Origin of the sequence: Cohnella zeiphila (assembly GCF_014212055.1) — a bacterium.
Classification (GTDB): domain Bacteria; phylum Bacillota; class Bacilli; order Paenibacillales; family Paenibacillaceae; genus Cohnella; species Cohnella zeiphila.
On the sequence record NZ_JACJVO010000003.1, the window covers coordinates 272001 to 286524 of the forward strand.

Annotated in this window: 13 protein-coding genes; 1 reads left to right on the top strand and 12 read right to left on the bottom strand. The window is 66.1% G+C overall.

The genetic code is table 11. The features are described from left to right. Positions 1 to 12: 12 nt before the first annotated feature. On the top strand, positions 13 to 1095 hold the full coding sequence (locus H7C18_RS03630; RefSeq protein ID WP_185127638.1) for a hypothetical protein: 1083 nt from the start codon (positions 13 to 15) through the stop codon (positions 1093 to 1095). Between the two features lie 208 nt (positions 1096 to 1303). On the opposite strand, the gene H7C18_RS03635 is transcribed toward H7C18_RS03630, so the two are convergent. From H7C18_RS03635 to H7C18_RS03690, 12 genes are all read right to left on the bottom strand, one after another. Further along, positions 1304 to 2158 carry a sugar phosphate isomerase/epimerase family protein gene (locus H7C18_RS03635; protein WP_185127639.1) on the bottom strand — a complete coding sequence of 285 codons (855 nt, stop codon included), beginning with the start codon at positions 2156 to 2158 and terminating at the stop codon, positions 1304 to 1306. Continuing rightward, positions 2155 to 3120: a cysteine peptidase family C39 domain-containing protein gene (locus tag H7C18_RS03640; protein WP_185127640.1), complete on the bottom strand. Its 966-nt coding sequence runs from the start codon at positions 3118 to 3120 to the stop codon at positions 2155 to 2157. Before H7C18_RS03640 ends, H7C18_RS03635 begins: the two co-directional genes overlap by 4 nt. Further along, on the bottom strand, positions 3117 to 4772 hold the full coding sequence (locus H7C18_RS03645; protein WP_185127641.1) for a carbamoyltransferase family protein: 1656 nt from the start codon (positions 4770 to 4772) through the stop codon (positions 3117 to 3119). Before H7C18_RS03645 ends, H7C18_RS03640 begins: the two co-directional genes overlap by 4 nt. After that, positions 4769 to 6124 carry a class I adenylate-forming enzyme family protein gene (locus H7C18_RS03650; protein ID WP_185127642.1) on the bottom strand — a complete coding sequence of 452 codons (1356 nt, stop codon included), beginning with the start codon at positions 6122 to 6124 and terminating at the stop codon, positions 4769 to 4771. The genes H7C18_RS03645 and H7C18_RS03650 overlap by 4 nt, the downstream gene beginning before the upstream one ends. Continuing rightward, complete coding sequence (locus H7C18_RS03655; RefSeq protein WP_185127643.1) at positions 6121 to 6390, bottom strand: phosphopantetheine-binding protein; 270 nt, start codon at positions 6388 to 6390, stop codon at positions 6121 to 6123. The genes H7C18_RS03650 and H7C18_RS03655 overlap by 4 nt, the downstream gene beginning before the upstream one ends. 18 nt (positions 6391 to 6408) lie before the next feature. Beyond that, on the bottom strand, positions 6409 to 7530 hold the full coding sequence (locus H7C18_RS03660) for a hypothetical protein (protein WP_185127644.1): 1122 nt from the start codon (positions 7528 to 7530) through the stop codon (positions 6409 to 6411). Between the two features lie 102 nt (positions 7531 to 7632). Beyond that, a complete protein-coding gene (locus H7C18_RS03665; protein WP_185127645.1) occupies positions 7633 to 9420 on the bottom strand; it encodes an ABC transporter ATP-binding protein in 1788 nt (595 codons plus the stop codon). Continuing rightward, entirely contained in the window at positions 9407 to 10753 is a 1347-nt protein-coding gene (locus H7C18_RS03670; protein WP_185127646.1) for a glycosyltransferase, read from the bottom strand. Before H7C18_RS03670 ends, H7C18_RS03665 begins: the two co-directional genes overlap by 14 nt. A gap of 25 nt (positions 10754 to 10778) precedes the next feature. Continuing rightward, the gene (locus H7C18_RS03675) at positions 10779 to 11900 is read right to left on the bottom strand and encodes a DegT/DnrJ/EryC1/StrS family aminotransferase (protein WP_185127647.1); all 1122 of its coding nucleotides are present in this window, start codon (positions 11898 to 11900) and stop codon (positions 10779 to 10781) included. 10 nt (positions 11901 to 11910) lie between these two features. Further along, entirely contained in the window at positions 11911 to 12912 is a 1002-nt protein-coding gene (locus tag H7C18_RS03680) for a Gfo/Idh/MocA family protein (protein ID WP_185127648.1), read from the bottom strand. 4 nt (positions 12913 to 12916) lie between these two features. Next, the gene (locus tag H7C18_RS03685; protein ID WP_185127649.1) at positions 12917 to 13177 is read right to left on the bottom strand and encodes a phosphopantetheine-binding protein; all 261 of its coding nucleotides are present in this window, start codon (positions 13175 to 13177) and stop codon (positions 12917 to 12919) included. Continuing rightward, on the bottom strand, positions 13174 to 14511 hold the full coding sequence (locus H7C18_RS03690; RefSeq protein WP_185127650.1) for an AMP-binding protein: 1338 nt from the start codon (positions 14509 to 14511) through the stop codon (positions 13174 to 13176). The genes H7C18_RS03685 and H7C18_RS03690 overlap by 4 nt, the downstream gene beginning before the upstream one ends. Positions 14512 to 14524: the final 13 nt, after the last annotated feature.

A 14524-nucleotide genomic window follows, 5' to 3' on the forward strand; every position in this document is an offset into this window, starting at 1 on the left:
AGGAATGACGCCATGCGCCAAGCCCCGTCTCGGCAATCTTTGAACCTTCCGCTGCAGAACGAAGTCGTCTCTTATTTGAATGTGGCCTATCCGCTGATTTTCCTATTGGCCGAGCCCCGGCTGCGAGGATGGTATTTGGAGCGCTTCGTTCACATCTTTTCGCAGATTTGGTTCGGCAATTACTTGCGCACGGACTATACCGATTCGAGCCGGTATTTCGGCGATCTGCTGGAACGGCAGGCCGTTTCGATGGAGGAGGCGCGAGCTTTCCCCGGCGAAGGAGGGCCGATCGCCCTGATTCGGCAAGCGATTGCGGACGGACGGGCGGTCAACGTGTTCGCGCTGGACAAGTACTATTTGCCGGAAAGTGCAGAATACCGGACGGAGCATGCGATCCACGAGACTCTCGTCGACGGCTACGACGAAGCGGAGCGGAAGCTGTTCGTCATCGGTTACGGAAGGAACGGCCGTTTCGCCCGGCTGTCGTACGATTACGGCGATTTCGAGAGAGCGTTCGAAGCCGCCGTCGCCGCCTCCCCCGCCCATCTGACCGACGCGCTTCACCTGATCAAACCGCGGTCTCTGCGCAGGGAGTATCCGTTTGAGCCCGGCCGCTTCGCCGGGGAGCTGCGCAAGCTCGTCTTCTCCGAACGCGACGACGCCAAGCTGTTTTTCTCGCTGGCGGACGAGGGTGAGGCGCGCTTCGGGTTTGACGTTTACGAGCATATTTTGACGCAGATGCGGCTGCGGATCGATGGTTGTCCCGCGGCGATCGTCAACTTCACGGCCATTCATTTTATCGCCGAACACAGCAAGTTGCTTGGCGACCGCTTCTCCTACTTGCAGGAGCGGTACCGCCCGGGCGTGGCGCTGTCGAGTCTGCTGGACCGCTATTCCGGAACGACCGGCCGGTACGAGAAGCTCAAGTATCATTATTTGAAGCGGGCGACGGCGGAGTCGGGTTTTCGGGACCGGTTCGCCGTCCGGGATCCGGACGCGTTCGAGAGCGTTTATCGAATGCTGAAGGAGATCGTTGAGGGGGAAAAAGAACTGCTGACGGAGACGGTCGGCGCATTGGAACGGGAATTCGGTTGAAAGGAAGGAAACCCTCCCGATTGCGGGGAGGGTTCTCTTTTCTAAGACGGCAGAATGAATGAATACTTCCCGATAACAGTATACAGTACCGCTCTTCGGACATCGGGCCGCCGGCGACCATAGCGGCACCGCGTGCCGTTAAGCCCTTCGGGCAACGGGCTGCAGGTTCCTTCCGTTTCGTTTGTCAGTTATGTCCTCCTATTTTTTTTCAGGAGCGGCTGGCCGGCGCCGGCGTCAGCCGCGACAACTCTGCGATCTCATCGGACAAATAACGGAAGGGATCGGGGCCGAACCATTCAAGCGACGCGTCGAGGCCGGGGGCGTCGGCGGCGATCGTCGGCAGGAGGCCGGCGTAATCGACCGCCCCTTCCGATAGCGGGACCATGCCGGTACGGTCGCCGCTCGGGGAATAGACGTTATCGGGCGCGAAGACGCTCGGCTGGCCGGAACGGGCGACGTTTTTCAGGTGAAGGTGCCGCACCCACGGCTTCAGTCGCTGCCAGGCCGCGAGCGGGGACGTACCCGTCTCCCACAAGTGAAGGAAGTCCAGGTTGATCCCGAGATAGGGGTGGTTCGCTTCCTCCATCAAAAGGGCGGCGGTGTCCAGCCGGTCGGCGTAGGTCTGCGGGTGGGTTTCGACCAGTGTGAAAATACCGTGTTCCGAAGAAAGTTCGGCCAACAAGCGCAGCCTGCCGACGACCGTCGCCCAGTCCGCGGCGGACGCTTCGAGGCTGCCGCCGCTGCCGGCGAAAATGCGAATCTTGGCCGTCCCGAACGTTCGGGCGAGCCGAAACAGCTCCCGCCACTTCTCCGTCACGGTCTCGAATCGGGACGCGTCGGCGTTCAGATCGACGTAGTCGCTGATCATCGCGACACCGACGCCGAGCCGGCGCATCTCCCGGATCAGCGGCGGAATGTCGGCAGGACGCTGGCGCAGCAACGCCCGTCCGTGCGGGCCCCACAGCTCGAAACCGGCGAAGCCTCGCCGTGCGGCGAAGGGCAGCAGTTCTCCGAGCGATACGAGCTCATGGCGGAACGAGATCGTGCAAATATGGTAATTCATGCGGGAGAGCCTCCTTCCGCCACGGCGTGCAAATCGTATAGGAACGCTTCCTCCGCGCGCCGCAGCTTCTCCATGCGAGCGTCAATCTGAACCGCCAACGCTTCGGGATCCGGAGGATGGCGGCCCAGCTTGAACAGCAGCAGGTTGAGCTGGGTCCAGCCGGCGACGATCGGCGCGAACGCCGCTTGTGCCCGCGCGCGGTCGTCTTCTCCCCAGCATCCGACGGCGGCGAGGCTGTGCCACACCAGCTTGCGGTTCTTGATGACGGTCGCCACCGCCACGTTATTGCGGCTCGCCCAATCGTCCAGCTCGGCGGCAGAGCCTGCTGCGAAACGGCGAAGATCGGCCCGAAAGCGCTCGAAGGCGGGTCCGTTCAGGGGACAACGCCGATAGTTGCCGAGGCAGGCGACGCGCAACCGCTCCGCTGCGTCCGCCGGCCGAACGCCGGGATCGGCCGCAAGCTGCCACAGGCGAAAGCCGCCGTCCGCTTCCGGATTCGCCCCGGCCAGCTCCTCGGACGAGAGCTCACCCGAGAAGCCAGCGGTCGGGTCCGCGACCTGAAAACGGTCGCGCGCCTCGTCGTAGCCGCGAACGATGATGAAGTGCTCGAAGCCGCGCTCTTCGAAGGCAAGCAGCTGCCGCGGAAAATAGGGGAGCCGGGAAGCGAGCGTAACCAGCAGCAGGCAGGTTCTCGCCGGGACGGCGAGCTTGCGGCAGTCCTGCAGCGAAACGCCGTCCAGCCGGCGCTTGCTCACGCCGAACGGAGCCAGGTCGATCGCCTTCAGGTTCCTACCCGCGAGCAGCGTGCCGGATTCGTAGACGAGGTTCCAGTAATCCATGAAAAAGGAACGGTAATCGAGCCCGCATTCGTCCAGGAAGGTGGCGACGCAAGATTCCGCGCAAGTCATCGGCCCGAACGACACGAGCGACGAAGCGCGCGGCGGGACGGACGCCCCGTTCATCGGCCGGCGCTCCCTTGCTTTTTGGATAGGAGAAAGTCGTGCAGCACCAGGTGGTCGAGGTCGATTTTCAAAAAGCAGGCGACCGCGTCGGCGGGAGATTCGACGATCGGCTCGCCGTTGTCGTTGAACGAAGTGTTGAGCAGCACCGGCACGCCCGTAAGTTTGCGGAAGTCGTTCGTCAGCTTGTGCAGCTTCGGATTCAACGCCGCGGACACGGTCTGAACCCGGCCGGTTCCGTCCCGGTGGGTAACGGCAGGAATGACCGAATGCTTGTCCTCCCGCACCTTCGGCACGAGCAGCATGTAGTAGGAAGGATGGCTCAGCTCGAAATACTGCTCCTGATCCTCCTCCGGCACGATGGGAGCGAACGGCCGGAACGGCTCCCGGTGCTTGATGCGCGCGTTGATGACGTCCTTCATCCCGGCGCGCCGGGGATCGGCCAGGATGCTGCGGTTGCCGAGCGAGCGCGGGCCGATCTCCGAGCGTCCCTGGAACCAGCCGACGATCCGGCCCTCGCTGAGCAGCCGGGCCGTCTCCTTGCAGATGTCGTCCGGCCGGACGATGTCCAGACGGTCCCGAAAGGGCGCTAGCGCCTGTTCCACGTCGGCGTCGTCGTATTCCCGCCCGAGGTACGGATTGAACGAGGGCAGGGAAGCGGCATCGCGCGGCTGACCCAGCAGGCTGTGCCAGCCGTAAAGCGCGCTGCCGATCGCCGTGCCGTTGTCCGAAGCGGCCGGCTGGACAAAGAGGCGCTCGAACGGCGTCCGCTCCAGCACGATCCGGTTCGCCACGCTGTTGAGCGCGACGCCGCCGGCCAGGCACAGGTTGCGCGAGCCGGTCGCGCGGTGCAAATAGTCGCAGAAGGCGACGAGGATGCGTTCCAGATGGAACTGCAGCGCGTAGGCGATGTCGGCCTTGATTTGGAACAGCTCGTCCGCGCCGCGGCTCGGCCGCAGCAAACGCAGCTCGAACAGCGTCCGGCGGCGGGCATGCCGCTCGTCGCACCGGAACCGCCCATCCTCCGTCAACTCGTAAAAGTCGTAAAAGTCGCGGACGTAGCGGTCGGTGCCATACGCGGCGAGGCCCATCGTTTTGCCCTCGTCGAACCGCTTGAAGCCGAGCGCCTCCGTCACGGTCGTGTACAGGCCGCCGACCGAATCCTGCACCTTCGGGTAGGGAGACACCTGCACCGCTTTTCCTGCGTCCTTGCGCAGTTCCCGGATATTCGCATTCTCTCCGCAATAAAACGTGACGGTCTCGTTTAGCCCCTGCTCCGGATCGATCAGGCTGCCGGAGCCGTCGACGACGAGAATCGCCGCTTCTTCGAAATCCGACGGATAAAAGGCGCTGGCGGCGTGCGCCAAATGGTGGTTGATCGCGCGAACGGGAATGCCGGCCCGCGCGAGCGAACGGCCGTAGCGCGGGTCCAAAATATCGTTGCCGACGAACAGATCGACGTCTTCGGCGGACAATCCGGCGGCGTCCAGGCAGTAGCGGGCCGCCAGGCCGCTCGCCAGCGCCGCCGCGTCCAGGCCGTCGGAATGCTTGATCCGGCTCAGCCGCTCGTCTTCGACGGCGAAGCGGATCGTCCCGTCCGAGACGAGACAGGCGGAGAAGTCGTGCATGGACCCTCCCAATCCCAATACGTTCATGACAGGCCTCCCCGGTGGCGAATTTTTTTGAACCGTTCGGTATGCAGCGGCTCCCGCCGCACGGCGACATACACCGGAACCTGATGGCGCTCCAGCTTGCCGCGGCAAAACTCCCGGATTTGCCGCTTGAGCTCGGCGGCACCGATCTCTTCGCGGACGTTGACGACCGCTTCCGGCACTTGGCCGAGCAGCGGGTGCGGGCGGCCGGAGACGACCGCGTCGGCGATCTGGGGCATGCGCAGCAGCACCTCCTCGACATCGAGGGGATGTACCTTCAGTCCGCCGACGTTGACGATCTCCGATCGCCGGCCGACGATCCGAATGGCATCGCCGCTCACGACGACCTCGTCCTGCGTGTTGAACCAGCCGTCCGGGTCGAACGGGTTCGGCGCGTTCAAATAGCCGAGCATGGCGCTGTCCGAACGGATGTGGAGCAGGCCGTCCACGATTCGGGTCTCGATGCCTTCGCCGCCTACCTGCATCCAGAGCGAGCCCGGACCGCACGGTCGGACGCGGAGAATGCCTAGCTCGGACAGACCGTACGTCTGCCGGAAGCTGACGCCGGGGAAGGCGTTCAGCAGCTTTTCCAGCGTGCCGTCGTGCATGACCTCGGTTCCGTATGTGACGATCTTCAGCGTCGACAGGTCGAAGCGCCGGTGCGCCTCCGTCATCAGCAGCAGCTGCAGGAAGCTGGGCGTGGCGGGCAGCAGCTCGACCCGGTGCCGCTCGATGGCGGCGGCGACGTTCTGAGGCGCGCGGCCGGCGGGGCAGACGAGCGTGCCGCCGTTGGCCAGCGTATGAAGCAGCGTGTTGATGCCGCCGATGTGGTCGAACAGCAGCAGCGACAAGGTGCGGAGCGCTTCCCGCCGCCTCCGGTACTTCGCCAGCAAGCGGCCGAAGTCATGGACGATCGCTTTCGGCGTGCCGGTGCTGCCGGAGGTGAACAGGACGAGGCCGGGGCGGCCGGCCCCGGCTAACTCGCGCAGCAGCTCATGCCGGGCCGTGCGGCCATATTTCTGTACGCGCCAGCCTTCTCCGTCCGGATGCAGCGATACGCCGGCTTCCGCCAGCTCCATCCATTCGGCGTCCCGCTCCGGGAGACCCGGAGACCAGGGCACGACGATGGCGCCGCCGGCGATGAGCGCGAGCAGAGCGGCGCACGTGCCGGGACCGTAATCGCCCTCCAGCCAGACGACCTCTCCCGGCCGGACGCCGCAGCCGTGCAGCCGGTCCCGCCAGTCCCGGGCGCGGTCCAGCAGCTCCCGGTACGAGCAGGGGCGGTCGCCGACGATCAGGGCGTCGCGCTCCGCCGTCTCGGCCATCCGTTCGAGCAGCCAGTCCGCGATCGTCATGCGTCGTCCTCCGGCGGGGCGGTCCGCGCCCGCGCGGCCACGTACGATTGGAACTTGTCATAGCGGGTGAGCAGACTCAGCGTCTCCTCGCTGGCGGGAATGTCGACGCCGAATTCCTCCTCCAGATCGGCCAGCAGGTTGGCCAGCGCCAGAGAGTCCATGGCCAGATCGTTCAACAGATCGGTATCGTCGCGAATGTCCTCCGGGGTTCGGGGGACGGGCAATTGGCGAAGAATAAGCTCCTTCAGCGCAAGATCGGTCGGCATGGCAGATTTGCCCTCCTTTTACGATTCGATTGCGGCCGGCTCGACTTCCTCGTTCGGTCCGGGGAGCGCGTCGCCCGCCTCGCATAGCCAGCGGAGGAAGCCGTGCTCCCCGTCGCGGATATCGTCCAGCAGCGGGGCGATATCCGCCGCCGCGTCGACGCCGGCGCGCGCGCCGGTGCGATAGACGTGCAGCCGGTAGTTCAGCGACTGCCAGAGCCGCACGATGCGGCGAACCCGGTCGCCGCCCTCCCGAAGCTGCGGATCCGTCATAACGCCGAGATCCGCGAAGGCGTGCCATACCTGGGAGCGCAGCTTCCAGACGGAGGCGATCGTCAGGTGGTGGCGCTCGATCCAGCGGTCGACCGCCGGTCGCGGCCACTCCCGCGTCGCCTCCAGATCCTGGCGGAACCGGTCGAACGCCCGGATGCCGCCATTGCGGCCGGCGAACCATTCCGCCCAGGCCGCCCGACGGTCCCCCGGCCTGCCCGGTTCCTCCGCTTGCAAAGCACGGTCTGTCTCGGCGGAAGCAGGCTCGCCCTCCCGCTCGAAGCGGACCAGGTTCCGGCGGCTGGCGTGCCGGAAGATCCGGGCGGGGGCGGGAGGCGCGAAGCCGGCGGGAGGCGCGCTGAGCGTAAAATAGTGCAGCTCCTCCCGGCCGCTCCCGCCGTCCGGCTTGCCTGCGAGCTCCAGCTCCCGGCAGGCCAGCTCGCCGACGAAGTCGGCCATCGGATCGGCGATCTTGCAGCGCTCCCGGTCCGGATCGAGCCCGAGGAGCAGCACGCAATGCCGGAAACCGGCCGATTCCAGCCCCAGCATCGACGGCGGAAAATAAGGAAGCCTGGACGCCGAGCAGAGCAGGATGGCCGCGCGGTCGGAGGAAAGCTCCCCGTACAGGCTCCGGGAACCGCCCCTCTCGAACGCCAGGCGGATGCCGTAGTGGAACTCGAGCGTCATCTGCCGGTAGTCCAGGCTGGAGAGCAGCGTCCGGAATTGGTAGCTCAGGTTCCAGTAATCGGGCGGGAGCCGGGGTCCGGACGGTTGAACCATCCGGGCGTAAGTCAGCGCGCAGGAAGCGAAGCATTCCATCGCCGCCAGCTTCACCAGGTCTCCGGGCGAGATCGCCCGCTCGAATGCGTTCATGACGTCTGCCCCCATTCGGTCAGATGGTATAAGTCTCGGGATCCTCAAAATGCCGGAGCCAGCCGGTTTCGGAGGAGTCAAGCTCCGCATGGCGCGGAGCTTTTATCCCGCATAAGTCGGCGAGCGCTCCGGGTCGTGCCGGTATGCCTCCGCCAGCAATTCCCGGTACAGCGGGCAGCGTGCCGCAAGCTCCTCGTGCGTGCCCGCGTCCGCGACGCTGCCCTTGTCCAGCACGTAGATAACGTCCGCCGCCCGAACCGTTTCGACCCGATGGGTGGACATCAGCACCGTCTTCCCTTTCATCCGCTCCCGCAGGGAAGCGAGCACTTCTTCCTCCGTCGCCCGATCGAGCGCGGACGTCGGCTCGTCCAGAATGAGCAGATCCGGCCGTTTCAACAGCGCGCGGGCGATCGCCACCCGCTGCCGCTGACCTCCGGACAGCTGCAAGCCCTGGTTGTCGATGCGCGTCCGCAGCCCGTGCGGCAGCGCGTCGACAAACGGCTTCAGGCCGGCCAGACAGGCGGCCTCGTAGATTTCCTCTTCGGCGGCGGACAGCCGGCCGATCGCGATGTTTTCCAGCAGCGTGCCGGCGAACACGAACGTCTCCTGGAACACGACGCCGACCCGCCGCGACAGCTCCCGCCGGGTCCAGGCCGCGAGCGGGCGCCCGCCCAGCAGCAGCTCGCCGGAATCGGCGCCGGCGAGGCCGAGCAGAGCTTTGAACAGCGTCGTCTTCCCGGAACCGCTGCGGCCGACGAAGGCCGCGAACTGTCCGGGGCGGACCCGGAAGCCGACGCCGCGCAGAATGTTCGCGCCGTCGCAGGAGACGCGCAAATTCCGCGCTTCAAGGCCGATCGGCAGCCCGTCTTCGGAATTGTCGGGCTCTCTCTCGTTCGAGGCACCGGAGTTGTTCCCCGCAGAGGCCGTCTCGGCCGGGATGCGCAAGAAGTCCTCGATCTTGTCTAGCGCCACCTCGCCTTGCTTGATGTCGCCGAAATAGTTGCTCATGATCGTGATCGGATGCAGCAGGCTGTTGAAGTATTGGATGGCGGCGACGAGGCTCCCGACGGTCAGCGCGCCGCTCTGCACCTGGCCGCTGCCGAATCCGTAGAGGAACACGATGACGGCGCCGATCGCCAGCACGCTGGTCTGGCCGGACAACGTCCGGAAGACGGCTTCCCTCGTGCTGTTGGCGACGAGGTTCCGGTACATGCTGCCGTTGCGCTCCGACTCCCATGCTTCCAGTCCGAACGCGCGAATCTCCCGCGAGCCCTGGATCGTCTCGTACATGAAAGCGCCGATCTCCTCGTTGTGGGCGCGCAGACGCCGGGCATAGCGGGAGATGGGCTTCCCGTACAGCCGCGGCACGAGCACGAGCAGCGGCGCGCTGAGCAGGGCGGCGATGCCGAGGCGCCAGTCCATGTAGAAGATCATCGCCAGCGCGAACGCCATCGTCGCGCTCTGGAACGCCAGCTCGACGAGCACGTTGTCGATAAAGTTGGAGACGGTGGCGGTGTCCCAGCCGAGCAGGGCGGAATATTTGCCGGGGCCGTGCTTCTCGATCTCCGGAAGCGGGATCCGGCGAAGATGCGCCAGTACGCGCTCGCGCAGATCGAGAATGTGCTTGACGCCCAAGTAGCGGAACGCAGCTCCCCGGGCGATTCCGAGCAGGGCGCCGGCGAGCGCGAACAGGAACGACAGCGTCAGGAGCGGCGCCAGCCACTCCGTTCGGCCCCCGGTGAGCACTTTGTCGATGAGCAGCGAGAACAGCATCGGCTGGGCCGTGGCCAGGGCGATTCCGAGCAGCATGCAGAAGTAGCCGAGCGCGACAAGGCGCCGGCGCGGCGCCAGCAGGGGAAGCGCCCGTCTCAGCAGCTTAAAGCTGTGCATAGTCGCTCCTTCCGGCGAAGTGGCCGATGATCGGCCGGACCAGCGGCATCCAATCGGCCGGCGGCGTTCGCCCGTTTTCCGACAGGAGGGTCAACAGCGAGTCTCGGCAAAAAGGAAGCTGGCGAACGAATTCCAGGCGATAAACGTCGGGAAGCTCGATCGGCGCGGAGCGGGCGAGAGCCGCCGCGTCGCGGATAGGGGCCGCCGGGAATGCCCGGCTCTCGGCCGTCGCTTGCACGATGCGGGGGAATACTTGCCGGACATCGTAGGCATCCGCGGCTTCGAAGGCGCGTCTGGCCATCGCCTGGCGGCAGCCCGAATCCCGGAGCAGGCCGACGATCAAGCGGACCGCCTGGTCCCGATCGATGGCGGGAACGCCGTCTTCCTCCCAGGTACAGTCGACCAGATAGCCGTCCTCTCCGTGCCGCACGAGCTCGCGAAAGCCGTCCCAATTCGTGCATACCGCAGGAAGCCCCCACGCCTTGGCTTCGACGAGATTGAAGCCGAACGTTTCGCCCGGATCTGTCGACAGGTTGACGAGAACGTCCGAGGCGTGGAACAGCGCTTCTTTCCCGGCTCCGTCCACCGGTCCCGGAAATTCGACGGCGTCCGCCAGACCGAGACGGGCGACGAGTCCGTCCAGCTTTTCCCGATACGCCTGGACGCGGTCCGGCGCCGAGCCGGTGAATTCTCCGGCTACCGTCAAACGGGCATCGGGGACCTGCTCGCGAACCGCTGCGAACATCTCCAGCAGCAGATGGATGTTCTTGACGTCTTCGATGCGGCCGATGGCCAGCAGCCGGCGGCCCGTCCGTTCCGCGGCGATCCGCTTGAACGCTAGGGTCCGGTCCACGGTTAGGCCGAGCGGAATCGTCCGGGCGCGAGCGTAGGCCCCCGAGATTCGCAGCAGCGCCGCGCGGCTCGTCTCCGTGCCGGTCAGCAGCGTGTCGCGGGCGGTCAGCCAGGGAGCCAGGAAGAGCCACTGGCGCAGCCACGGCTCGGAGCCGACGCAATGGGCCAGGAACAGGAAGCCGACGTCCAGGCCCGCATGGCTACGCGCCATCATCCAATAAGGCAGCAGTGCCGGCAGATTCATATAGATCGTGTCGATCTTCCGCTCCAGGCAAAGGGCGCCCAGCCGTTCCGCCAGCTCGTCGAGCGAAGACGGAAACCGCGCCTGCCAGTCGCCGGTCGTGCCGCCGAGCAGCTTGAACGCCGCCATAGGAGAGATGGGGACCGGCTCGGCGAATTCGCTCAAGCCGCGCAGCCATTCACCGTCGATGACGCGTTCGTTGACGCGCCCGGGCCGGCCGGCCAAAAATCCGATTCGCATCCGCAGATCTCCTTTCGTCCTGCGCTCAGACTTGGACGGCTCCCAGCACGGCGCGGATTTCCCGCGCGACGGTCTCGACGGCCGCTTCATCCATCGCGATGTGCATCGGCAGCGACACGATTTCGCCCGCGAGCCGCTCCGCGTTCGGGAAGGAACCCGCCTCGCCGCCCAGATGGGCGAAGGCGGGCGTCCGGTGTACGGGAACCGGATATTGCACGGCGGTCAAGATGCCTTTCTTCTGCAACTGCCGGCGAAGCGCGTCCCGCGCGTCCGGATCGACCCGGACGACGTACAGATGGTACACATGGCTGTCGTCCCCCCGGTCGGACGGAAGCAGGACGGAGCCGGTTCCGGCCAGGCAGCCGCCATACAGGCGGGCGATCCGGCGGCGGTGCCGCGACCATTCGTCCAGATGCGGCAGCTTGAGCGACAGCGCGAGCGCCTGCAGCGGGTCCAGCCGGCTGTTGAAGCCCGGCACGTCGTGCCGGTAACGCGTCTCGCCGCCGTGATTGCGAAGCTTGCGCAGCTCCGACAGGAGCGACGGGGAGGAGACGGCGACCGCGCCGCCGTCTCCCAGAGCGCCGAGGTTTTTGTCCGGATAGAAGCTGAAGCAGCCGAGGACGCCCCAGCTCCCGGCGGGCCGGCCCCGCAGCCGCGCTCCGGCCGCCTGCGCGCTGTCCTCGACGATGGAAATGCCGCGCGCCTCCGCCCAGGGAAGCAGCGGCTCCACGTCGACCATCTGGCCGTACAGGTGGACGGGGATGACCGCTTTGGTGCGGGAAGTCGTCTTCGCTTTGACGTCCTCCAGATCGATCAGGAACGTATCGGGGTCGCAATCGGCCAGCACCGGCGTCGCCCCGGTATGATGAATCGCCTCCACGGTGGCGATAAACGTGTTGGCGGCCGTGATCACCTCGTCGCCGACGCCGACGCCCAGCGCCTTCAGGGCGAGGAACAGCGCGTCCGTGCCGTTGCCGACGCCGACGGCCGCCCCGGTTCCGAGAAAGGCGGCGAACGCCTCCTCGAACGAGATGACGGCGGGGCCGCCGACGAAAACGCCGCGGCGGCCCAGTTCCCGCACGGCATCGAACCAGGGCTCCCGAATGAGCTCGAACTCGGCCTGAGGCCCGGAAAATAAAACGCCCATCGCACACCTCCTATAGATGACGCTCGTTCAGCGCCTGCAAATCGCCCAGCGCCTTCATCGTTTGCGCCGCTTCCTCCAGGGTGACCGCCAGCGGGCCGCCTCGCAGCAGACAATCCGCGAAGCTCTCGTAAATCCGCTGCGGCCCCAAGGCGCGCTTGGCCTCCTCGGGCTCAAGGACGGCGTGGCGCGGCGGCTTGCCCTTTTCCAATATCGTCGCTTCCCCATTCGGCAAAATCTGCAGCGTGGCCCGGTCGCCTCCGACGATCCAGAGGGGAGGCGAGGCGGCGGAGCCGAAGTTGACCTCGAAGCTCAGGAGCACGCCGCTGTCCAGCCGGAAGCTCGCTTGCACGTAATCGTCCGCGTCCCCCTGCTCCCAGCGCAGCGAACCGATATGGGCGGCCAGCGGCCGTTCGTACCGGCCGAGCCCGAGATGAAGCAGCTGATCCGCCAGATGCACGCCCCAATCGAGCAGCGCGCCGCCGCCGAATCGGCGTTCGTTGCGCCATTCCGGCCGGAACGATTTGACGCCGAACCAGGCGCCGGAGCCGAACGAATGATGGCGCCGCTCCGCGAACAGCACGCGGCCGAGCGCCTCGTCGCGAAGCGTCTGCCGGACGAGCAGGGCGTCCGGATCGAAGCGCCGGTTGTGGAAGACGCCGACCGTCCGGTTCGCTTCGGCGGCCAGCGTCAGCAGCCGCTCGGCTTCCTCCGCGGTCGGAGCGACCGGCTTCTCGATCATGACGTGCAGGCCGCGCCGCAGCGCTTCCGCCGCCGCCGCGAAATGGCTGCTCGGCGGCGTGGCGACGAGCACGGCGTCCAACTCTGCGCCGAACAGCCCGTCCAGCGAGTCGAACGCGGGAAAACCGCGCCTGACCGCCAGCTCCCGGCGCTGCGGGGTCAGATCGTAAATGCCGCGCACGGCGAATTCCGAAAGCTTCCGAAGCGTCGGCAGGTGGACCAGCTCGACGATTCGGCCGAAGCCGACGATGCCGAGACGGATCGGGGCGTCCATCGGCTTAGGCGACCGCCGCGAGCAGACGCTCGATGAAGGAGACCAGTCCGCCCAGCGTCTCGAACGAAGCGGGATCGATGTCCTCGTCGGGCACCGCGACCCCGAACGACTCTTCGACGTAAACGAGCAGCTGCAGGGTCATGATCGAATCGATGTTCAGATCGTCGTACAGGCGGGCGGATTCGTCCGTCTCCGCGGGCACGGACAGCTCCAGATTTTCCGCGATGATAAGCTTGAGACGGTTCAAAATGTCGGAACGGGTCATCGCCTTTCCTCCTCCAATGTTTGCAATAGCCGCCGGCTGATTTTGCCGGACGGCAGCCGGGGAATTTCGTTCGTCAGCCGGATCGCGCCGGGGACCTTGTACGCAGGCAGGCGCTCGGAGCACCAGGCCCGGACGTCCTGCTCGCGAAGAGCGCCGTCCGCCGGAGCGATCCACGCCTGGACCGCTTCGCCCCAGACCGGATGCCGGCTTTTGCAGACGACGACCTCGCTTACGCCCGCCATGGCCGTAATGACGCTCTCGACTTCCGACGGCATCACTTTGAGGCCGGACACATTGATCAGATCGTCCGCTCTCCCCGACACGAACAGCGAGCCTTCGGCGTTCAGGAAGCCGATGTCGCCGGTGCGGACGACGGTCCGCGCCGAGGCGGCGACGATCTCCGTCAGAGGCTCTTCCGAGCGGCTGCCGGGAAGAGGCTCGCAGCTCACCCGGAAGCGGCGCAGCGGACGCCCCATCTCCTGAGGAGAGGAGGGGGCTGCGCCCAGCGCGATGCAGCCCGCCTCGGTGCAGCCGTACTGCTGCCAGATGCGGCTCGTCTGCCGTTCCAGCCGGCGCAGAAGGGGTTCCGTGAGCGGAGCGCCGGAGCTGACGACTTCGTTGAGCCGCACCTCGTCCTTGCCCAGGGCCAGCAGAAGATGCAGCAGGAACGGAACCGCATAGGCGAGCGAGCCCGCCGTATCGCGGATCTCGCCTAGGATTCGCTTCGGATTGCGGCCGTGAAGCAGGTTCGGCTCGACTCCGCGCGCGATCGCGGCGAGCGTCCCGGTGATTAGTCCGAACGAATGGAAGACGGGAACGAGCACCTGCGTCGGAAGCTCTGCGGCGCCCGCTGCGGCGAGCCGCTCGTTGTAGCCGGCGATCTCTTCGTCGATGTCCTCCCAGGTTCGGCGGACGAGTTTGGGAGCGCCGGTCGTGCCGGAACTGAATTGGCAGAGCGAAGCGGGCTGGGATTCGGTCATGAAGGATACGGCTTCGAACCGCTCGGCCGTTCCGTAGACCAGGTAAGCCGCGCCGGCCAGCCGTGCCGATTCGCGAGCGCGTTCGTAAGGCGTATCCTCGTGCAGCAGCAGCGCGCCGGCGCCGCGCTCTCGCAAATAAAGGCACAGGCCGACGATGTCCGCCGGCTGCTTGACGCACAGCGCATACAGCTTGCCTTCGGCGTTCCGGCACTCGGGCATTCGATCCCATTGGCCGAACAGCTTGTCCACATCGTCGCGTTCGTAACGCACTTGGCCGACTCGGAAAATAAACACGCCCCCTCTCGCGCCGGCGATCCTCTCGGGGATGCCGTCGATCTGCCTAGAAAGTAGCACGATCTTGGCGTTT